The sequence below is a fragment of the Halopelagius inordinatus genome, assembly GCF_900113245.1.
Classification (GTDB): Archaea; Halobacteriota; Halobacteria; order Halobacteriales; family Haloferacaceae; genus Halopelagius; species Halopelagius inordinatus.
In genome coordinates this window covers 1,208,069-1,227,779 of record NZ_FOOQ01000001.1, presented here as the reverse complement: position 1 = coordinate 1,227,779, position 19,711 = coordinate 1,208,069, and the positions used below count along the sequence as shown (strand labels likewise).

The window sequence follows — 19,711 nt, the reverse complement described above, 5'->3', positions numbered from 1 at the left end:
CGCGGAAATCCCGCTACGGTCCCGACGACGGCGGCCGCGCCGGTAGCTTGGGTATCAGCCACGAGAGGAACGCGTCGGCGCTCCGCGTCTGCAGCCACACCTTCCCGTCGCCGCGGAACTCGCAGACGAGTCCCTCACCGCTGAGAACCGTCGATTTCAGGCCGCCGACGCGCCGCACGGTGAAATCGACGGACTCCTCGAACGCGACGATGTGGCCCGTATCGACGACGAACGGGTCCGCCGCGCCCACGTCCACCTCCTCTATCGCTCCGTAACTCGACAGGAACGTTGGTCCCGTGCCCGCGATTTTCAAGAGGAACAGTCCCTCCCCGCCGAAGAACGAACGGGACCCGCCGAACTTCGTGTCCACGTCGAGGGCGGTGTCGCCCGCGAGGTACGACCCCGACTGGACGTACACCGTCTCGTCTGTCAGTTCGACGTGCGTCACGTCGCCGGGGAGGGGCGGCGCGAAGGAGACGCCGCCCGCCTCCGTCGCGCGAAACGTGTTCTGATAGAAGCTCTCGCCGCCGAACGACCGACGAATCGACTTCAGAAAGCCGCCCGTGGCGTTCGTCTCCATCTCGACGCTGGCGTCGTGAGAGACCATCGCGCCGCCCTCGGCCCGTATCTCCTCGCCCGCGTCGAGAGAGACGGTCAGAAGCGAGTCGGACGGACGGTGAGTGATGTCGTACTCCATATCCACCCGTCGGCGCGTCGGAGAAAGAGTGTCACTACGCCTCGGAGGGAACGTCGCGCAGACGAGAACGACTCCGTCTCCGCGGCGGCTCAGAAGTCGAATCGGAGATGCGACGTGCCGTGTCGGTAGTTGTACGCCTCGACGACGACGCCGAGGGCGGCGAGAACCGTCAACGCCGCGAGGAACGCGCTGTCGGCGTCGGAAATCGAATACCAGAGCGCGAACAACAGAGCGACGAACGCCGCCGACGCGAGGTCGTACAACGGGTGCGAACGGACGCTATCGAACGCGTTCGCGACGAAGTACACCACCGAAACGGCCGCCAACGCGACGGCGACCGGCGAAAGCGGGACGAACGCGACCCAGAGTACGACCAAGGCGGTGAAGACGGCCGCGACGACTGCGCGGTAGCGACTGATTCCGCCACCGAACGGGAGGGAGGGCGACATATCCCCCGGAACGGACGTTCGGAGCATATGTCTGTCGTCCGCGAGGACGCCGTCGGTCGGCATCTTTTATGGCGCTGTCGTGAGTAGTTCTCCCCGACTCATGACGATGGAACTCACTTGGCACGGCCACTCCACGTGGCACGTCGACGTCGACGGAACGACGTTCCTCATCGACCCGTTCTTCGACAACCCCTTCACCGACCTCGAACCCGACGACGTGGAGACGCCCGACTACCTGCTGTTGACGCACGGCCACGCCGACCACATCGCCGACGCCGGCGCGTTCACGGACGCGACACTCGTCGCCGTCCCCGAGATGACGGCGTTCATGCAGGACGAACACGGCTTCGACGACGCCATCGGCATGAACCTCGGCGGCACCGTCGAATGCGGCGACGCGTTCGTGACGATGCACCGCGCGGACCACACGAACGGCCTCAACACGGGGTACGAACACGACATCGGGATGCCCGCCGGGTTCGTCATCAGCGACCAGAAACCGACGCAGGCCTCGGACCAGGACGCGACGGCGTTCTACCACGCCGGGGACACGGCGCTCATGTCGGAGATGATAGACGTCATCGCACCGTTCCTCGAACCCGACGCCGCCGCGTTGCCGTGCGGCGACCACTTCACGATGGGTCCGTGGCAGGCCGCCGTCGCCGCCGACTGGTTGGGCGTCGACCACGTGTTCCCGATGCATTACGACACGTTCCCGCCCGTCGAAATCGACGTCGAAGACTTCGTCAACGAGGTGAAGGCGACGGGGTCGGACGCCGACGTACACGTCCTCGACGGCGACGAGACGTTCACGCTGGAGTAACGCGCCGCCCGACCGGCGGCGACACGAGCCGCGTCGCTAGACAATCTCCTCTGGCAGTATTTCTTCGGCGCGTCGAACTCCGAATCGAGCGACGGAGGTGACTTTCGACCGCGAGTTTGAGCAACCTTTAGGACGGCGGGACCCCAGTGTACGAACGCAATGAGCGACATCCAAACGTCCACCGTCAGCGAAGAAGGTTTCGCGTCCACGAGTCAAGTCGGCGACTTCGAACTCACAATCGACGCCACGAACGAGGAGGGTCCGAACCCGAACGAGGTACTCGTCGCGGATTACGCGTCTTGTTTCCTGCCCGCGTTCCGCGTCGGCGGCCAACAGACGGGCCACGACGACCTCGGTAAGGTTCAGATCGACGCCGACGCCGACATCGACGACGACGACGACCTCGAACGCATTAGCTTCGCCATCCACGTGGAGGCCGACTTAGAGGACGACGAGTTCGACGAGATCGTCGAACGCGCAGAGGGCATCTGCCACGTCCACGCGGCCCTCCGCGAGGGTCTCCACGCCGACATCGAAGTGCACGGCGGCGCGTTCTGAGGACGACGAGTCGTACACCCCGATTTTTTCGGAGACGAGTTCGGCCGCGTCCGCTTTCGGAGAGTCTCCGGTACGGAGAGTCGAACGCCCCGCGCGGACGAGGCGACCGACGGTGGTCCGCCTCAGCGGCGATGGTACGCCCGGTAACTCATCGCCTCTCCGTCTACGATGACGACCTCCCGTTCCTCGGGGTCGTGGAGGGTGAATTCTTCTATCTCGTCGTTCGACAGGCGCGGACCGTGGAGTTCTTGCACGTCTTCGTCGAAGACGTACGGGCTGTTCGGCTGTCCTTGCATACCCACTGGTAGCACACTCCACGATATAAATCTTTGTCAGACAGTCCCACGCACGCTCGGTTCGAAAGAAACGTACTGTCGGCGAGTCAGTCGTCCGCGGCGGCGGGTTCCGTCTCGGAGACGTCGGTGCCGAGGAGGTCCAAGAACGCCGCCAACCACTCGGGGTGGTCGGGCCACGCCTGTCCGGTGACGAGGTTGCGGTCCACCGTCACCTCGTCCACCCACGAACAGCCCGCAGCCTCCACCTCGGCGCGCACGGCGGGGTAGGCGGTCATCTCGTACCCGTCTAAGACGCCCGCGGCGGCGAGAATCTGCGGGCCGTGACAGAGCGACGCCACCGGTTTCTCCTCGTCGAAGAAATGCCGGACGGCGTCGAGAACCTCCTCGTGCGTCCGGAGGTACTCGGGCGCGCGCCCGCCGGGAACGACGAGTGCGTCGTACTCGGACGGGTCGACGTCGTCGAGCGTCGCGTTCAACTCGAAGTCGTGCCCGCGGGACTCCACGTACGTCTGGTCCCCGCGGAAGTCGTGAATCGCCGTCTTCACCGTTTCACCCGCCTCCTTCTCCGGGCAGACGGTGTCTACCTCGTGTCCGACCATCGTCAGCGCCTGGTACGGCACCATTATCTCGTAGTCTTCGCCGAAGTCGCCGACTATCATCAGGATTCGCTTGCTCATCGGTATCACCCACCGTCCGGTCTCGGCGAGAGCGGATAACGATTGCGTGCTGTCAGTTCGCCGACCCGTCGAGGACGCGGCCGATATCGCCCAACGAGTCGAGGACGTAGTCGGGTTCGATAGACGACCGAGAGAGCGTCTCCTCGTCCGTGATTCCGGTTCTGACGAGGACGGTGGTCATCCCGAAGCGTTCGCCGAGGGCGATGTCGGTGTCGAGTCTGTCCCCGACGACGACTGTCTCCTCGGGGTCGGTTCCCAATCGTTCGAGAGCCATCGTCCGCGCCGTCTCGGAGGGCTTTCCCAACACGGCGTCGGGTTCCCTCTCGGAGACGCCCGCGACGGCGTTGATGACCGCTCCGGACCCCGGCACGTCGCGTTCCGCCCCCGGGATGACCATGTCGGGGTCGGTACCGACGAACGCGACGCCGTCGTCCGCGAGGATGTCGAGGGCGTCACAGAGGGTGTCGTAGTCGAACGACCGGTCGATGGAGACGAGATAGACGTCGGCGTCGTCGGCGTCCTCGACGACGGAGACGCCCGCCTCGTCGAGTATCTCTACGAGTCCGCCCTCGCCGACGACGTACACCGCCGCGTCGGGGCGTTCCTCGGCGAAGTACCGCGCCGTCACGGTTCCGGCGGTGACGACTTCCGTCTCGTCCACCTCGAAGCCCGCACGCGCGAACCGTTCTTCGTACGCCGTCGGCCGTTTAGTCGGGTTGTTCGAGACGAAGACGCGCCCGAGTCCCGCCGACTCGATGGCGCTGAGTCCGTCGCCCGCACCGGCTATCGGTTCGTCGCCCCGCACCACCGTCCCGTCTACGTCCAAGATGGCTCCGCGGTAGTTCATCGGTGACTCGTTCGGACGGTGCGGTGTTGAATCCGATGCCGCCGAGGCGAAGAATTATGTCACACGGTACCATATGTCCATATATGCTGTTCCTCATCCACTCCGGCGGTGCGGGGCCGAGAGGGAGAACGCCGGATACGGCGATGCGGGACGCGACTCTCGGGAGGGGTCACTACGCCTGCGGCGTGTTGGGGTTGGGTGCCGCCCTGTTGGCGATGTTTCTCGCGTACTCCGTGTTGGTGGCCGTCGCGAGCCTCGTTCCCCTCCTCTCTACGACGGCTATCGCGTTCGTCGGCATCGTGACGTGGGTCGTCCTCTGGTTGGTGTTCGACGCGGCGCTCATCTGGCTCAATCAGCAGGCGGCCGCTTAGCCGACGCTCCCGCATCCCCCGCGACGTACAAGAACCAAAGAACGATATGCGAGTCTCCCTTTTGAGCGGGTGTGACGAACACGCAGCTTTCGCTCATCCAGATAGACAACTACGGTCCGTGGACGGTCACCCCGGAACCGCGACGGGAGATGGACCTGCAGACGCTCCAATCGCGGCTGTTCGCGGACCTCGCGCAGTTCGTCGGAAGTCGGGATGGGTACGTCTTCTTTACGCGGTTCGACAACATGGTCGCCGTCACGAACGGGTTAGACGAGAGCGACCACGAACTCATGCAAGAGTCCATCGGCAACCGATACCCCGTGAGCATCAGTCTCGGTATCGGCGTCGATCCGTCGCCCGTCGACGCACTGGAGACGGCAACGACGGGTCTGCAACGCGCCGGAAGCGCCCAAGACGGCGACAGGAGAGAAGTGCTCGCCGGAACGACGCTCGCAGAACGGGAACGCACGCCGACGGACCTCCAGATAGCCCACTTCGACGTCAACGACGCGACTGGTAAGTACACGGACCAACTCAACGAGTTCGACTCGTTCATCCACATAGAGCAGGGGTACGCCTCGCTGATGCGCCACCTCCGCGAGGAACACGGCGCGCTCTCGTTTTTCGTCGGCGGCGACAACATCATCTCGGTCTGCCCGGAGATGCGAGAGGAAGCCTACCGGTCGGCTATCGACCACGTCGAGGGCGACGTCGGCGTCGAACTCAAAGTCGGCGTCGGCGTGGCAGACGACGTCCAAGAGGCCGGAATGGTCGCGAAACACGCCCTCGAAGAATGCCGCCACCGCGGGACGGTCGTCGAGATAGAGACGCCGCGTCCGGACGTCGAACTCGCAGAGGACTGAGTACGATGGCTGCTCGCTCGCTTTTCTTCGTGGGACCCGAACGGGTCGAACTCCGCGAGCGACCGGTTCCGGGGCCCGACGCCGACGAAGTTCTGGTCGACACGCTGTTCTCTGCGGTCAGTCCGGGCACCGAACTCCTCGTCTACCGGGACGAGGTGCCCGAGGAGATGGCGGTAGACGAGACGATTCCCGCGCTCGACGGCTCGTTTTCCTACCCGATGACGTACGGCTACGCCTGCGTCGGCGAGGTGACTGAGACGGGCGCCGACGTCGACGACGACTGGGTCGGGCGGACGGTGTTCGTGTTTCACCCCCACGAGAGTCGGTTCCTCGCCCGTCCCGAGGAGTTGCACGTCGTCCCCGACGGCTGTTCGCCCGCCCAAGCGACGCTGCTTCCGACCGTCGAGACGGCGGCGAATCTCGTCATGGACGGCCGACCCCGTCTCGGCGAACGCGTCGCCGTCTTCGGGCAGGGACCGGTCGGACTCGCGACGACGGCGGTGCTGTCGCGGTTTCCCCTCGCGTCGCTCGCGGCGGTCGAACCCGACCGGAAGCGCCGCGAACGCGCCCTCGAACTCGGGGCCGACGAGGCGTACGCGCCGGCGGACGCGCGCGCCGAACTCGCTCCGACGGGACCGGCCACGGCGACGGGCGAGGGAGTCGACCTCTCGGTCGAGGTGTCGGGCGACCCGGAGGCCTTAGACGACGCCGTCGGCGTCGCGGGGTACGACTCGCGAGTCGTCGTCGGGTCGTGGTACGGAACGAAACGCGCCCCCTTGGAACTCGGCGGGCGCTATCACCGGAGCCGAATCGAACTGCAGAGCAGTCAGGTCAGTACCGTCGACCCGTCGCTCCGCGGGCGGTGGGACAAACAGCGTCGTCTCGATACGGCGTGGGACCTGCTTTCGTCGGTCGACACGGCGCAGTTTCTCACGCACCGCGTCGATATCTCGGACGCGCCCGACGCGTACGAACTGCTGTCTGACCGGTCCGACGGCGTCGTGCAGGTGCTCTTCGAGTACTGAGGGCGGCGGAACGCTATTGTCGCGACGTGCGCAACGTGGTGTCATGTACTCCGTCGCCGTCACGCGGTCGTTCGTCGCGCAACACTACCTGACGGTTCCCGACCCCGGCCCGGAGGGGGAACTACACTCTCACGCCTTCGAGTTGGAAGTCTCGCTCTCGGGCTCCGAACTCGGCGAGTACGGCTACCTCGTCGATATCGACGAGGTGAAATCCGGTATCGACGCCTGCCTCGACTACTTCCGCGACGCGACGCTCAACGACCTCCCGGAGTTCGAAGGACAGAATCCGAGCGTCGAACGGTTCGCGCGCGCCTTCTGTCGAGCGTTCGTAGACGAGTGCGACACCGGCACCGCAGAACGGGTCGAACTCACTCTCTGGGAGGACGACGAGGCGTGGGCGTCCTACGAATCTGCGCTCTGAACTGATGCGCGTCGGCCTCCTGATATACGGACCGCTCGACGGCCGGTCGGGGGGCTACCGCTACGACTTGGAACTCGCAACGCGCCTTCGGGCGGACGGCGACGCCGTCGAGGTGGTGTCGCTCCCCGAACGCTCGTACGCCCGGCGTTTCGCGGACAACGCCTCGCGGACGCTTCGCCGCCGTCTCGCCGCCGCCGACTTCGACGTCCTCGTACAGGACGAACTCTGTCACCCCTCGCTCCTGTGGACGAACCGCCGCGTCGACTTCGACTACCCCGTCGTCTCCCTCGTCCACCACCTCCGCTCTGCGGAACCGCACCACGGGTTGCGGACGAATCTCTACCGAACCGTAGAGGCGCGGTATCTGCGGGGCGTCGACGCGTTCGTCTGCAGTAGCGAGGCGACTCGCCGAACCATCTCGGAACTCACGGACCCGAACCCGTCCGTCGTCGCGTACCCCGCGGGTGACCGGTTCGACGCGGACGTGACTCCCGGGCGCGTCCGGGCGCGAGCGTCCGCCGACCCGCTTCGGGTCGTCGCCGTCGGCTCCGTGACGCCGCGGAAGAACGTCGAAACGCTCGTCCGCGGCCTCTCGCGCGTCTCGTCGCCGTGGGAACTGACAGTCGTCGGTGACCTCTCTGTCGCTCCCGGACACGTCGCTCGCCTCCGACGCCTCGTCGCCGAGACGGGCACGTCCGACCGCGTCCGGTTCGCCGGACGACTCGCCGACGCCGAACTCGCGTCGGTTTTCGAGCGAAGTCACGTGTTCGCGCTTCCCTCCACGTACGAGGGGTTCGGTATCGTCTACGCGGAGGCGATGGGGTTCGGCCTCCCCGTCGTCGCCTCCCAGGCCGGGGGCGCGTCGGAACTCGTCACAGACGGACGAGACGGCTTTCTCGTGGACCCCGCGGAACCGAGCGACGTGACCGACGCCATCTCGGTTCTCGCGCGGAACCGCACGCGACTGGCCGCGATGGGCGTCGCCGCGCGGGAGACGCACCGCTCACATCCGACGTGGGACGAGACGGCCGCGCGCGTCCGAGATTTCCTCGCGACGCTCGTCTGAGGGTCGTCGCTCCTCGTCTCTGAGAGCGGCGAACGCCGACGACCCGTCCGACGCCGCGTGACCGCTCTGTGTCAGCGTCGCCGAAAGCGACGCGAACTGCCGCACCTCCGCGACGGTGAACGTTCGCTCGAACTCGTACGCGTCGCCCTCCGTCGGTGGGTCCATGCTGCTCGCCCGGTGCGTACGTCCGCCCGCGAGATGGCGTTACGGGCGCGGGTCGGAGTCGTCCGTTCCTCACTCCTTGGGTTCCCGAAGGATGAGGGGACCGACGGCGAGCGTTCGCTTCGCCGCCGTCGCGACGCGGAGGATGTAGGAGGTAAACAGGAGGAACGGCAGAACCGTGACGGTGAACGCCCCGGCGGTGACCCAGACGATGTTGTCGATGGTGAACGTCGACCCCGGGAACGTCCCCGCCCCCACGAAGGTGAGCATGATTCCCGAGACGACGATGGCCGGAACCGCCATGTAGAGGATGTACTGCGAGAGGTCGACCAACGCCCACTGGAAGTAGAGCGTCTTGATGTGTTCGCGCGCCGGGCCGAACATCGAAAGCGCCTTCTGCAGTCTATCGAACGCCTCCCGTTCGTCGTCGCTCAGACTCCCTCCGAACGTCTCGGTCATCCGCTCTATCTGATACACCTTCCACGAGTAGTTGAAGTCCAACGCGGCGCTCATCACGTCGAACTCCCCGAACGTCGCGTTCTCGAGTTCGTCGGTGACTTCGTCCGCGTTCCCGCGGAGACTATCGACGAACTCCTCGACCTGTCTGCGGAGTTCATCGTCGTCGTTGTCGGCGACGATTCTGTCGAGGGCATTCGCCCGTTGCTCGCTCGTCTCGACTATCTGCTGGAGGAAAAGCGAGGGGTACGCGGGCGGGGTGTCTGTGAACAGTTCCGCCGCGTACGTCCGAAAGTCCATCGCGTCGCTCATCCGCTTGCGTTGGTCGCCCAGCGGACCCGTCTCTTGGGAGAGCACGAGTTGGTTGATGGTGACGACGAGCGTCGTCCCGGTGACGACGACGCCGATCATAGCCGAGAAGATAGTCTCGATGGTGTCCGTCCTCTGTATCCTCGCTTGGAGCGACGGATGCAGCACCATGCTGGCCACGATGAGAGACGTGAAGACGCCGAGTGCCAGGGCGGCGACGACGGCAAAACGGTTCGCGTCCAAGAGGAACCAGAGCTTCACCCGACTGTCGCCCGCCCGTCTCCGCATCGTGTTCGCCGTCCCGATGTTGTCGGTTCCTTCGTTACTCATCTCCGTCCCCCTCGTCTCGGGGTCGCTTCAGGACGAGCAGTTTCGTCCCGCCGCCGGTGAAGTCGATGGTATCGACCAGTTCCCACCCCTCCCGACCGAGTTCGTTCAACTCTTCGGTCGGGTCCCGCGCCTCCTTTTGGGTGGCCTCGCGCGGCGGTTTCAGCGTCCGATACTCCCATCGTCGTGGTGGGGAGGATGTCATTCGACGAATGGTACGCAGGCGGAGGGGCTAAACGTGGTGCCCGATGGGTGGCGCCGACGGGTTCTAATCGGTGTACTGCACGCCCTCGGAACGCGTCGGAAAGAGGACGTCCGCCCGCGAGCGACGGAGCGTCTGCTCTGAGCGGTAGTTCTGAGAGAAAGTGGGGCGGAGGGATTCGAACCTCGGTCGCTCACTCCGTTCGCTCCCCGATTCAAATCCCTCCAGCGTTCACTACGCGCGGAACTCACGCTGTTCGCGAGCGACGGAGCGCTCGCTCGGTGGTGAGTTCTGAGAGAAAGTGGGGCCGGAGGGATTTGAACCCCCGATCGACTGATATCTCCGGTACGCGCCTCGGTACTCCAGAGGGTCGTCAACACGACCGATGATCAGTCGGTCGCTCGGTATATCAGTCTGGAGTGTCGTCACCGGGCGCCAAGCCTCTGGAGTCAGTCGCCATGCCGGGCTTGGCCACGGCCCCTGTGTGTGCACTCAGGCGTTAGTCGATACAACTTAAAGGAATTTCGATTGACGGCGGTCGGTCAGCGGTCCGTCTCGCCCCAATCGCAGTCTTGGCATTTGTAGGCCGTCACGAACTCGGTGACGCTCGGCATGTATCCGACAGAGAGGACGTCGCCCCCGCAGTCGGGACAGTCTCTGTCCGCGTCCTCTATATCTTCGGCCTCCATCGGGCGTTCCCCCTCGACGAGTTCCGCGAGCGTTTCGGGCGTCACCATCCGACCTTGCACGACGCGATTGCTCATGGTCGGTCGTGGATACGAAGCGGCGTAAGTCCTCCGTCGTCGTCCGACGGGCCGCCACCGCGTCAGTGCGTCACCACCGAGACGGTTCGCGTCCGCGGGCCGTCGCACTCGACGAGGAGAAGCGACTGCCACGTCCCGAGGTCCAACTCCCCGTCCGCGAGTGGGACGGTGACGCCGTTGCCGAGAAGCATCGCTCGGAGGTGCGAGTCGGCGTTTCCGTCCAGTTCGTCGTGCGCCCACCCCTCGTCCGGGACTGCAGACGAGAGCAGTTCCTCGACGTCCGAGAGCAGTCGGCGTTCGTTCTCGTTGCAGACGAGTCCCGCCGTCGTGTGCCGGACGAACACCGTACAGACGGCGTCGTCGTCGGGTCCGGCGCCGTCGGCAAGCGCGTCTTCGACTCGGTCCGTCACGTCGACGACGTCGAGGCGAGCGTCCGTCTCGACGCGGAATCGGGCGTCTCCCATGGTCGAACGAACGAGGGGAACCGGCAAAAGAGTGCGTCAGCGGTGAGCAGTCGAGACGGCGTCCGCGGGGGTCAGAGCCACGGCGCGCGCGACTCGTCCTCGCCGGGGTAGCCGTACCCGGCGTCCGAGTCGGCGTCGGCGTCGGCGGCGTTCGCCGGCTCCGACACGGAGTCGGAGTCGCCGCCGTCCGCGAGTGCCGCACTGGACGCGTCCGGTTCTCCGACGGCGGTTTCGGCGTCCGCGTCGCCGGCGTTCGGGTCGAAGGCGAACAGGGCCGTGACGGCCAAGACGCCGAGGGCGATGGGTCGGTCCGTCGGGAGAAGACCCAACACGTCTATCGCGAGCATGCCGAGGGCGACCGAACTCCCGAAGCGGAAGCGGTCTATGTCCACCGCGCCGCGGAGACGCGGCGCGAAGAGAGCGACCAGGAGGGCGAATCCGACGCCCGTCCCGGCCGCCGCGGCGGCGTGCAGTATCGTCGTCACGTTGGGGTCGACGATGAGGCGGGCACCCGACGGGTCGAAACTCGCCACGAGGCCGAGTCCGACGATGATGCTCGGGGAGGGGAGATACTCGCCCACCTTCGAGGACGCCGTCTTCGCGGCGACGGCGAGGATGACCAACCCGGCGAAGCGGTGGAACACCTCGAACGCCAACAGCGTCTGCAACGTCTCCGCGAACACCGCTTCGATGCCGGCGATGGGGATGATGAACGCTCCGATGAGGAGCACGGAGGTGATCTGTTCGCGGCGAGTGCCCTCCATCTCGGCGAGGATGACCGCCACCGTGGCGGACCCCCCGAAGATGAGAAGCCCCGTCTCCAGGATGCTGGCGGGACTGCTCAACGCCCCCGCGATGATGAGTGCGGGGAAGATACCGTCTACGAGGGGCAGAGCCATCACCGTCGCCAACAGGCGCGTGGCTCCGCCCACATGCTGTTCTAACCGGAGGGCGACCGGATGTCGAGAGACACTCATTCGGATCTAGCGGCCGTCACCATCGGCCAACTGGCGATACGAACGCAAGCCGGACGAGGCGTCGTCGCATCCGGTGAGTTCGCGCACTCCGAGGAGGTCGAGATTCGGGAGGAGTTTGGTCCCGAATTTAAATGTTCGCCACATCGCTGTAATAAAGAGGCTGCCGGAGTCGACGATTTCCTGACCGGCGATGCGCGATGCGGCGGGACACTCGGAGTCCATACCTGAAATCAAACCCACGAAACTATTAAACGTTGTGTGGGAAAGGACAACACGGTACAGAGTATCTTCACCGTCACTACTTAAAAAGTGGCTACATGTCTTCGGTGAACGGGAGATAAATCGACGAATCGTCGATCAGGAGTAGCGTATCGGGCGAATATTGCACGGTCGTCCACTCGGTGCTGTCGGGCCGTGCGCTCGTCTGTGACCGGGTGGCCGACGGACTCGCGAACGAGAGGCATTTTGTCTCCCGAATATCTATACGGTGGTGATGGACCAGACGCCCGACGACGAGACGGTTCGCGAGGCGATAGAGCGGTCACAACGCGGCGCACCCGCCGTTGGGTCCGTCGTCCGCGACCAGTTCGAGACCCACGAGGTGTTCCAGCGCATCGTCGCCGCCGCCGACGAGGAGGCGACGCTTGGGACGCGGGAACTGTTCTTCAGCTCTCTCGCCGCCGGATTCGCCATCACGGTCACGTATCTGCTGTACGCGACGATGACCGCGGCCACCGATAGCGACCCGATACTCAGCGCGATACTCTACCCGCTCGGATTCATCTTCATCATCCTCGGCGGCTACCAACTGTACACCGAGAACACGCTCCCGCCCGTGGTCTTACTGTTAGAGCGGTTGATGAGTCTCCCCCGTCTGCTCGTCATCTGGTCTGTGGTCATCCTCGGTAACTTCACCGGCGGCGGGTTCGGGGCGTTCGTACTCGCTCGCTCCGGGATGCTCTCTCCGGCGGAAGCCGAAGCCGCGACGTATCTCGCCACGAAAGGCATCGAAACCCCGTTCTGGAGTCTCTTCTACAAGGCGGCCTTCGCGGGCCTCATCGTCGCGGGCGTCGTCTGGCTCGTCTACGCCGTCACCGACAGCCTCACTCGATTGCTCGTGGTCTATCTCGCGTTTCTCGCGATTCCGTTCGGGAACCTGTTTCACTCCGTCGTCTCGTTCACGGAGTTGATGTATCTCGTTTTCACCGGACACGGGGTCCTCCTGCAGGGACTGTACGGGTTCGTGTTGCCCGTCCTCCTCGGTAACACGCTCGGAGGCGTCCTCCTCGTGACCGTCGTCAACTACTTCCAGACGACGGAGGAACGCCTCGACATCGCGCGCAAGGACGGCTCCGATCGGAAACTGACGGACAGAGAGTGGTTGCTCGGCGAACGCGCCGGTCGGTCGTACGTGCCGATACAGCACCACGACGAGGAGTAACGGTCGAACGGTTCGCGCCCGCTATCTCTCCGTCGAGTCGTCCTCGTCCAGAGAGTCGAGCGACTCCGGAAGTTTGTGGACGACCAGTATCCGAACCAGGCGGTACAGACCGTACGAGAACACCGTAAGCACGAGTAACTCGATGACGTACAGTTCCAGCAGTTCGACGAGACTCAGACGACCGGGAACTAGCTCCCCGACGAACGCGAGGAACCCGAGCGTGAGTCCGAGTAACACCAGCGGTAAGAAGAGGACTGAGACCCCGATGAGTACGACGACGAGGCGGTCGGGGATATCGGGAACGCGCATGCCAGTCAGTAGCGCCTTCGCCCGAATAGCGTTTGCGGAGTGTCGCTGTCGGACCGTCACCGCCGAATACGTCCGTTCGAGAGAGTAACTCGCCAACGATACACATAATTGTGTATATATCGGCGCGACTACGTGGCAACGTTCTGCACAGGCGTGCCATCTCGGAACCCTTTTGTCGAAGGACTATGGACGATTTACATGGCGAACGACGTTCCCGAGCGAGAGTCTTTCTCGGAGAAACTGCAGGTGCCAGAAGCGCTGACGTTCGACGACGTGCTGCTCAGACCGGCCGAGAGCCGCGTCGAACCCGACGACGCGGACGTGTCTACGCGCGTCTCGAAGAACGTCGAACTCAACGTCCCGGTTCTCTCGGCGGCGATGGACACCGTCACGGAGAGCGGCATGGCCATCGGGATGGCCCGCGAGGGGGGACTCGGCGTCCTCCACCGCAACATGGACGTAGAGCGGATGGTCACCGAGATAGAGCGCGTGAAGCGAGCCGACGAACTCGTCATCCGGCGCGACAACGTCGTAACCGCGCGCCCCGGCCAGACGATAAACGACGTAGACGAGATGATGGAACGCCGCGGCGTCTCCGGCGCGCCCGTCGTCGACGAAGACGACACCGTCCTCGGCATCATCTCCGGGACGGACATCCGCCCGTACCTCGAAGTCGGCGAGTCCGACGAAGTCCGCGAGGCGATGACCGACGAAGTCATCACCGCCCCGCGCGACGTCACCGCGCGCGACGCCCTCGAACTCATGTACGACCACAAGATAGAGCGCGTCCCCATCGTCGACGACGACAAGCGTCTCGTCGGACTCGTGACGATGCAGGGTATCCTCCAACGCCGCGAACACGAGAACGCCGCGCGCGACGAGGATGGACGCCTCCGCGCCGGCGTCGCCGTCGGCCCGTTCGAGATGGACCGCGCCACCGCCGCGGACGAAGCCGGTGCCGACGTGCTCTTTATCGACTGCGCTCACGCGCACAACCTCAACGTCCTCGAAAGCGCCCGCGAGATAAAGGAGTCCGTCGACGCGGACGTCGTCGTCGGCAACATCGGGACGCGCGAGGCGGCGGAGGCCTGCGTCGACTTCGCGGACGGACTGAAAGTCGGCATCGGCCCCGGTTCCATCTGCACCACGCGCGTCGTCACCGGCGCGGGCATGCCTCAGATCACGGCCGTCGCACAAGTCGCTGACGTCGCCGCAGAACAGGGCGTCCCCGTCATCGCAGACGGCGGCATCCGCTACTCCGGCGACGCCATCAAGGCCATCGCCGCGGGCGCGGACGCCGTCATGCTCGGGTCGTACTTCGCGGGCACGGAGGAAGCGCCCGGCCGCGTCATCACGATGAACGGCAAGAAGTACAAGCAGTACCGCGGCATGGGGTCGGTCGGCGCGATGAAATCCGGCGGCGGCGACCGCTATCTGAAGGACGTAGACGAGGACCAAGAAGAGGAGTTCGTCCCCGAGGGCGTCGAGGCGGCGACGCCGTTCAAGGGAACGCTCGCCTCCGAACTGCACCAACTCGTCGGCGGGATGCGCTCCGGCATGGGCTACGTCGGGTCGGAGACGCTTCCGGAGTTCAAGCGCGAGGCGCGGTTCGTCCGCGTCTCCAGTGCGGGACAGACCGAGGGTCACCCCCACGACGTGATGATCACCGACGAAGCGCCGAACTACAGCCCCCAAAGCGAGTAACGACCCGCTTTCCTTCCTTCTTCGACGCGTCGGAGCCGAGAGACCGCTCCGAGAGCCGTCCGGTCCCAAAGGTTATTGATTAATTGGGCTGGATATCGGGTCGTACGATGGATTCCACGGAGTTGCGCGACGCACTCGAAGACGCCGGTCTCTCGCAGTACCAAGCGGAGGCGTACAACACGCTCCTCCGACTCGGGACGGCGAGTGCGACCGAACTGGCCGACTCGTGTGCCGTGCCGTCGGCGCGCATCTACGACGTGCTCCGAGACTTGGAGACGAAAGGCTACATCGAGACGTACGAACAGGAGAGTCTCAAAGCCCGCGCGTGCGACCCCGCCGTCGTCCTCGACGACCTCAGGGGGCGAGCGTCGATGCTCGAAGACGCCGCAGACGAGATAGAACATCGGTGGAACGAACCGGAGGTCGACCAGCACAAACTGAGCATCGTCAAGCGCTTCGAGACGGTGCTGCAACGCGCCGCGTCGCTCGTCCGCGACGCCGAAACCGAGGTCCAACTCGCCGCGACCCCGGAGCAGTACGAGACGCTGAAACCGGCGCTCAGCGAAGCGCTCTCGAACGGCGCGGTCGTGAAGGCGACGCTCCACACCGACCCGGACGCGGCCGTAGACGACGTGGAGTTCGACGGCGTCGTCACGGAGGCACGACACCGAACGCTGCCGACGCCGTTCCTCGCCCTCGTCGACCGCACCGGAACCTGTTTCGCGCCGCACTCGCACTCGCTCAACCAGTACGGCGTTCTCGCCGACGACTACTCTCTCACGTACGTGTTTCACTGGTACTTCCAGACCTGCCTGTGGGAGGTGTGGGACGAGGTGTACAGCGTCCGCCCGACGGACCCGCCGTTCGTCTACGCGGACCTCAGGCGGTGCGTCCGAGACGTCGAACCGTGTCTCGCGGAGGGCGTCGGAGTCCGCGCTCGCATCGAGGGGTTCGACACGCAGACGGGCGACACCGCCGAACTGGTCGGAGAAATCGTCGACGTGAACTACGCCGGGGCGGGCGAGACGGACGGTTCGCCGCCGCTATCGCAACTCGCCGGACAGGTCTGTCTGACCGTCGAGACGGACGGCGCCCGAGAGCGGTACACCGTCGGCGGTTGGGGAGCGATCCTCGAAGACGTCGAAGCGACCCGAATCACCGTCCTCGACTACGCTCGGTGACGAACGCGTCGGTTCTCCGTCGCCGTCCGATGCCGGAACCTATACCAACTGGCGGCGCTCTTTGACAGATAGTGGTGAGAAACCGCCCGCCCTCCGAACCGCTCACCAGCCCCGGACTAAGGGGTATATTCATATGCCCCCGCGAAACATTCCGTGACGTGAGTGTTCTCGGAACACCACAAACATACATATGAGTGCTGACCAGCCGCTCGTGCTCATCGTCGAAGATGAGCCGGACCTCGCCGACCTGTACGCAACATGGCTCAAGGACGAGTATCGAGTCCGCGTCGCCTACGGCGGCCGCGAGGCGCTCGAGGCACTCGACGAAGCCGTAGATGTGGTGCTCTTGGACCGTCGGATGCCCGATCTCTCGGGCGACGAAGCGTTGACCGAGATTCGGAATCGCGGCTTCGAGTGCCGCGTGGCGATGGTGACCGCAGTCGAACCGGACTTCGACATCGTCGCCATGGGCTTCGACGACTACCTCGTAAAGCCCGTCTCGAAGGATTCACTGGAAGAGACGGTATCGAATCTCCTCTTGCGCAACTCCTACGACGACGGCGTGAAGGAACTGTTCTCGCTCGCCTCGAAGAAGGCGCTTCTCGAATCGGAGAAAGACGCGACGTCGCTCGAAAGCAGCGAGGAGTACACCGAACTCGACGGACGCCTCGAAGAACTCAGAGCCGAACTCGACGAGACGCTCCAGAATCTCGACGACGACGACGACATCGAGGCCGTCTATCGCGATCTCGGGGCCGACGTGGAGTTCGAAGAGTTCGACGAAACGTAGGTCGCGGCGTCTCTCCGTTCTCACCGACTCGTCACACGCGCTATCGACGGATACGTTCGCACACCGTCTCTCGCGGCGTTACGTCTCCGTAGGATACCTGTCGGTAGAATTTATAGTTTTGTTAACCTGTAGGGCGAATTAATTGATCTGTCTACGTATCAGATATACTCGGAAATATTTATTTCATCGGCGAGTGTTGTTATATTTGTGATGTCCGAAGACGACAACAATGCGGTCGCACAGTACCTCTCCGAACACCCGCGCATGATGGGCGTCCTGTTCTCCGCTCTCGTCTTGCTGTCGCAGGCGGGCGCGGTGGCGGCGGGGAACCACACCGGTATCTACGGCCCCTGATCAGATATCCTCGACCGAGGTGGTCGAACTCCACCGCAGACCTCCGTCAGAGATAATCGGCACGTTCTCTAAAGAGAGGAACTCGGCCAGTTCCGACTCCGTCAACTCGAACACGTCGACGCTCCCGGACGCGATGTAGTGCTGTTCGTTCCCCGGCAGAAACGGTTTGACGAGTGCTCCCATCCCGTTGGCCGAACCGGGATATATTCGATAGTCAACGGCGACTCTGTTCTCTGCGCGCCGCGTGATCGTACAGGAGTTGGGGAACGCGGCCTGAACTTGCGTCACGGAAAAACTGCCGTCGCCGACGACGATGTAGTCGTTTCCGATCACGCTATCGTCTCGCGCGATTTCGAGCGCGCTCCGGACCGGAAAGCCGGAGTTGAGCAGTCGACAGAGGTTCTGTCCGATCTTCACCGCTCCGCCGTTCACCACGTCGTTGAGCGTCACGATGCCCGCTATCGCGCCCGCGTCGACGAGGTGGGTACCCTGTTCGTACGACTGACAGGCGTTGAGGAGGAACGCGTCGGTGCCGACGTCGTCCACCGCGGAGACGTCTAACGCGCCGTCGGCACACTGGAACCCGCCGTCGTCGATGTGGCCGATGTAGTGGAGAAACTCCGTGTCGGCCGCGAGTACGTCGCGGAGTTCCGCCACCGACAGGTCGTAGTGCATCCGCACGTCGAACGGGAGTTCCTCGCGAGAGCCGTAGACGCCTTCGACGACGTCGCGTTCCTCGGCCATCTTCGGGTCGTTGCAGACGACGGTGATGCCGATGTCGCCCTCGTTCGGTTCGCGGTCGAGGCGGTTTCGGTACGCCTGCAGCGACGCCTTGCTCGCCCCGACGGGCGTCCCCTCGCCTATCCACGCCTGCTCTATGGAGTCGGTCCGTTCGGGCCGGACGTACTCTCTGTCGGGCGCGGCACCGGGGGGAGTCGCGCTCCGAGTGAAGTCGCCGACCGGACTCGCTCGTCCGCCGGTGGGTCCGGCAGTGCGCAGGAACTCGTCGACCGCCGACGCCTGCGCCGCCGGACTCGTCGTCGGGGTCGAACGCGGCGTCCGGACTACCGCGAGGTCGTTGGCCGCGAACGGGACGACTTCGACGTTTTCGGCGGTCGGGGCGATGTGAGCCGTCAACTTCCACTCGGGGACGTGGTCCGCGACGACGCCGTGGGAGACGCCGAGATACGTCTCCAACTGCGCGGGGAGCGACCGGTCGTACAACTCGGCGAACTCCACGTCGAGTTCGTCCTCGACGGCCCGGCGTTCGTGGAGGTCCACCTCGTAGTACCCCTCCGTCCGCGTCAGGCAGTCGAGGAAGAACGCCCGTTTCAGCACTCGTTCGACCTCGACTTCGAATCCCGCGGGGGTGTCGAGGTCGTAGACGAACCCCTCGTCCGTGACGATTCGCGGCGTCTGGCCCTCCTTCACCGTCGCACCGAGATAGTACACCAACGGCGCTGCGACGTAGAGATAGCTGTACTCGGCGGGGAGTTCCACGGTCACGCCGGTGTCGGGCGCTTCCAGTCCGTCCGGAACCTCGAAACGGTCGCCGCGTTCGATAAGCGGCGGGTGTCCCCGGAGCGTGGGGTACGACCGCTCTACGGTGGTCGTTTTGAGCGCGGAGCCGAGATACGACATCGCGTCCATCACCGCCCGCGGGTCGTCGGGCGTCGTAATCGTCGCCGCCGGTCGCTCGTGGTTCGACCGGCCGCCGACGAGAACCGCCGTCTCCTCGCCGAAGTCGATGGTCGTCCGGTCGGCGTCAGAGGAGACGGAGAACGGCCCGGTGACCCGCAGATACAGCTTTATCGGCGCGAACAGTTCGACGCTGTACGTCCCCGGGCCGAACGACTCCTCGGCGAAGTGTTCGGTCCGGGCCAGCATCTCTCCGGCGTCGTCTCTGACGCAGACGGAAACGACCGTCTGCAGGTCGATTCTATCGGTTCGGATACGGACGGCGGCGTCGGCGGGAAACGAAAACTCCGAGGGGTCGGAAGCGGTCGGCGAGACGGGATTCGGCGTCGAGAGCCGAAACTGGTGTCGCTCTATCGGGTCCGCCGCGAGGAGTCCAGTCCCCTCGTCGGTCGTCCGAAACGAGAGTTGGAGGTGCTCGTTCGACGCCCCCGTCTCGGTCCGACCGCCGAACTGGTCCATTATCTCACCAGTCTTCGTTCT

At 64.7% G+C, this 19,711-nt stretch carries 25 protein-coding genes, 1 tRNA gene and 1 pseudogene; 12 read left to right on the top strand and 15 right to left on the bottom strand.

Features of this window, described 5'->3' with window-relative positions:
• Positions 1–13: 13 nt before the first annotated feature.
• Together BM167_RS06395 and BM167_RS06390 are read right to left on the bottom strand one after the other, a co-directional pair.
• On the bottom strand, positions 14–697 hold the full coding sequence (locus BM167_RS06395) for a TIGR00266 family protein (RefSeq protein WP_092890380.1): 684 nt from the start codon (positions 695–697) through the stop codon (positions 14–16).
• Between the two features lie 89 nt (positions 698–786).
• A complete protein-coding gene (locus BM167_RS06390; RefSeq protein ID WP_245781311.1) occupies positions 787–1,146 on the bottom strand; it encodes a DUF8064 family membrane protein in 360 nt (119 codons plus the stop codon).
• Between the two features lie 106 nt (positions 1,147–1,252).
• Here BM167_RS06390 and BM167_RS06385 point away from each other — a divergent pair, with 106 nt between their 5' ends.
• Both BM167_RS06385 and BM167_RS06380 read left to right on the top strand, forming a co-directional pair.
• Entirely contained in the window at positions 1,253–1,969 is a 717-nt protein-coding gene (locus BM167_RS06385; RefSeq protein WP_092891130.1) for a metal-dependent hydrolase, read from the top strand.
• 159 nt (positions 1,970–2,128) lie between these two features.
• Positions 2,129–2,527, top strand: a complete 399-nt coding sequence (locus BM167_RS06380; RefSeq protein ID WP_092890377.1) for an OsmC family protein — start codon at positions 2,129–2,131, stop codon at positions 2,525–2,527.
• A gap of 122 nt (positions 2,528–2,649) precedes the next feature.
• On the opposite strand, the gene BM167_RS18360 is transcribed toward BM167_RS06380, so the two are convergent.
• From BM167_RS18360 to BM167_RS06370, 3 genes are all read right to left on the bottom strand, one after another.
• Positions 2,650–2,823: a hypothetical protein gene (locus BM167_RS18360; RefSeq protein WP_177213251.1), complete on the bottom strand. Its 174-nt coding sequence runs from the start codon at positions 2,821–2,823 to the stop codon at positions 2,650–2,652.
• Positions 2,824–2,909: 86 nt separating this feature from the next.
• A complete protein-coding gene (locus BM167_RS06375) occupies positions 2,910–3,500 on the bottom strand; it encodes a DJ-1/PfpI family protein (protein WP_092890374.1) in 591 nt (196 codons plus the stop codon).
• 52 nt (positions 3,501–3,552) lie between these two features.
• The gene (locus BM167_RS06370; protein WP_092890371.1) at positions 3,553–4,347 is read right to left on the bottom strand and encodes an HAD-IIA family hydrolase; all 795 of its coding nucleotides are present in this window, start codon (positions 4,345–4,347) and stop codon (positions 3,553–3,555) included.
• Positions 4,348–4,430: 83 nt separating this feature from the next.
• On the opposite strand from BM167_RS06370, the gene BM167_RS06365 reads away from it, so the two are divergent.
• The 5 genes from BM167_RS06365 (at position 4,431) to BM167_RS06345 (ending at position 8,093) form a co-directional block, all read left to right on the top strand.
• Positions 4,431–4,718, top strand: coding sequence for a hypothetical protein (locus BM167_RS06365; protein ID WP_092890368.1), 288 nt, complete (start codon positions 4,431–4,433; stop codon positions 4,716–4,718).
• Between the two features lie 71 nt (positions 4,719–4,789).
• Positions 4,790–5,581, top strand: a complete 792-nt coding sequence (locus BM167_RS06360; protein ID WP_092890365.1) for a GTP cyclohydrolase III — start codon at positions 4,790–4,792, stop codon at positions 5,579–5,581.
• 5 nt (positions 5,582–5,586) lie between these two features.
• Positions 5,587–6,606, top strand: a complete 1,020-nt coding sequence (locus BM167_RS06355; protein ID WP_092890362.1) for a zinc-dependent alcohol dehydrogenase — start codon at positions 5,587–5,589, stop codon at positions 6,604–6,606.
• 43 nt (positions 6,607–6,649) lie between these two features.
• The gene (locus BM167_RS06350; RefSeq protein ID WP_092890359.1) at positions 6,650–7,027 is read left to right on the top strand and encodes a 6-pyruvoyl trahydropterin synthase family protein; all 378 of its coding nucleotides are present in this window, start codon (positions 6,650–6,652) and stop codon (positions 7,025–7,027) included.
• Positions 7,028–7,031: 4 nt separating this feature from the next.
• Positions 7,032–8,093 (top strand): glycosyltransferase family 4 protein, encoded by a 1,062-nt coding sequence (locus BM167_RS06345; RefSeq protein ID WP_092890356.1) that lies wholly within the window; start codon positions 7,032–7,034, stop codon positions 8,091–8,093.
• On the opposite strand, the gene BM167_RS06340 is transcribed toward BM167_RS06345, so the two are convergent.
• From BM167_RS06340 to BM167_RS06305, 8 genes are all read right to left on the bottom strand, one after another.
• A complete protein-coding gene (locus BM167_RS06340; RefSeq protein WP_092890353.1) occupies positions 8,031–8,258 on the bottom strand; it encodes a hypothetical protein in 228 nt (75 codons plus the stop codon). The two genes, BM167_RS06345 and BM167_RS06340, sit on opposite strands and share 63 nt — an antisense overlap.
• 69 nt (positions 8,259–8,327) lie before the next feature.
• On the bottom strand, positions 8,328–9,350 hold the full coding sequence (locus BM167_RS06335; protein ID WP_092890350.1) for a DUF7972 family membrane protein: 1,023 nt from the start codon (positions 9,348–9,350) through the stop codon (positions 8,328–8,330).
• Positions 9,343–9,552 carry a Sp36 family protein gene (locus BM167_RS06330; protein ID WP_092890347.1) on the bottom strand — a complete coding sequence of 70 codons (210 nt, stop codon included), beginning with the start codon at positions 9,550–9,552 and terminating at the stop codon, positions 9,343–9,345. Before BM167_RS06330 ends, BM167_RS06335 begins: the two co-directional genes overlap by 8 nt.
• A gap of 299 nt (positions 9,553–9,851) precedes the next feature.
• Positions 9,852–10,030 (bottom strand) — tRNA-Trp (locus tag BM167_RS18355).
• A 61-nt stretch (positions 10,031–10,091) separates the two neighbouring features.
• Complete coding sequence (locus BM167_RS06320) at positions 10,092–10,313, bottom strand: DUF5795 family protein (protein WP_092890344.1); 222 nt, start codon at positions 10,311–10,313, stop codon at positions 10,092–10,094.
• A 62-nt stretch (positions 10,314–10,375) separates the two neighbouring features.
• Complete coding sequence (locus BM167_RS06315; RefSeq protein ID WP_092890341.1) at positions 10,376–10,777, bottom strand: secondary thiamine-phosphate synthase enzyme YjbQ; 402 nt, start codon at positions 10,775–10,777, stop codon at positions 10,376–10,378.
• 71 nt (positions 10,778–10,848) lie between these two features.
• Positions 10,849–11,754 (bottom strand): DUF5794 domain-containing protein, encoded by a 906-nt coding sequence (locus BM167_RS06310; protein ID WP_092890338.1) that lies wholly within the window; start codon positions 11,752–11,754, stop codon positions 10,849–10,851.
• Positions 11,755–11,760: 6 nt separating this feature from the next.
• Positions 11,761–11,976 carry a DUF8099 family protein gene (locus tag BM167_RS06305; protein WP_092890335.1) on the bottom strand — a complete coding sequence of 72 codons (216 nt, stop codon included), beginning with the start codon at positions 11,974–11,976 and terminating at the stop codon, positions 11,761–11,763.
• Between the two features lie 271 nt (positions 11,977–12,247).
• Between BM167_RS06305 and BM167_RS06300 the strand changes: the two are divergent.
• Positions 12,248–13,174: pseudogene (locus BM167_RS06300) on the top strand (formate/nitrite transporter family protein); the annotation flags it as partial.
• A 42-nt stretch (positions 13,175–13,216) separates the two neighbouring features.
• Here the strand turns inward: BM167_RS06300 and BM167_RS06295 are convergent.
• Positions 13,217–13,504 carry a hypothetical protein gene (locus tag BM167_RS06295; protein ID WP_092890329.1) on the bottom strand — a complete coding sequence of 96 codons (288 nt, stop codon included), beginning with the start codon at positions 13,502–13,504 and terminating at the stop codon, positions 13,217–13,219.
• Positions 13,505–13,702: 198 nt separating this feature from the next.
• Between BM167_RS06295 and guaB the strand changes: the two genes are divergently transcribed.
• The 4 genes from guaB (at position 13,703) to BM167_RS18350 (ending at position 17,533) form a co-directional block, all read left to right on the top strand.
• Positions 13,703–15,208 (top strand): IMP dehydrogenase, encoded by a 1,506-nt coding sequence (guaB, locus tag BM167_RS06290; RefSeq protein ID WP_092890326.1) that lies wholly within the window; start codon positions 13,703–13,705, stop codon positions 15,206–15,208.
• Between the two features lie 107 nt (positions 15,209–15,315).
• Positions 15,316–16,389 carry a TrmB family transcriptional regulator gene (locus BM167_RS06285; protein WP_092890323.1) on the top strand — a complete coding sequence of 358 codons (1,074 nt, stop codon included), beginning with the start codon at positions 15,316–15,318 and terminating at the stop codon, positions 16,387–16,389.
• 190 nt (positions 16,390–16,579) lie between these two features.
• Entirely contained in the window at positions 16,580–17,179 is a 600-nt protein-coding gene (locus BM167_RS06280; RefSeq protein ID WP_092890320.1) for a HalX domain-containing protein, read from the top strand.
• A gap of 210 nt (positions 17,180–17,389) precedes the next feature.
• Positions 17,390–17,533: a DUF7503 family protein gene (locus BM167_RS18350; RefSeq protein WP_177213290.1), complete on the top strand. Its 144-nt coding sequence runs from the start codon at positions 17,390–17,392 to the stop codon at positions 17,531–17,533.
• On the opposite strand, the gene BM167_RS06275 is transcribed toward BM167_RS18350, so the two are convergent.
• Complete coding sequence (locus tag BM167_RS06275; protein ID WP_092890318.1) at positions 17,534–19,690, bottom strand: caspase family protein; 2,157 nt, start codon at positions 19,688–19,690, stop codon at positions 17,534–17,536.
• Positions 19,691–19,711 lie beyond the last annotated feature (21 nt).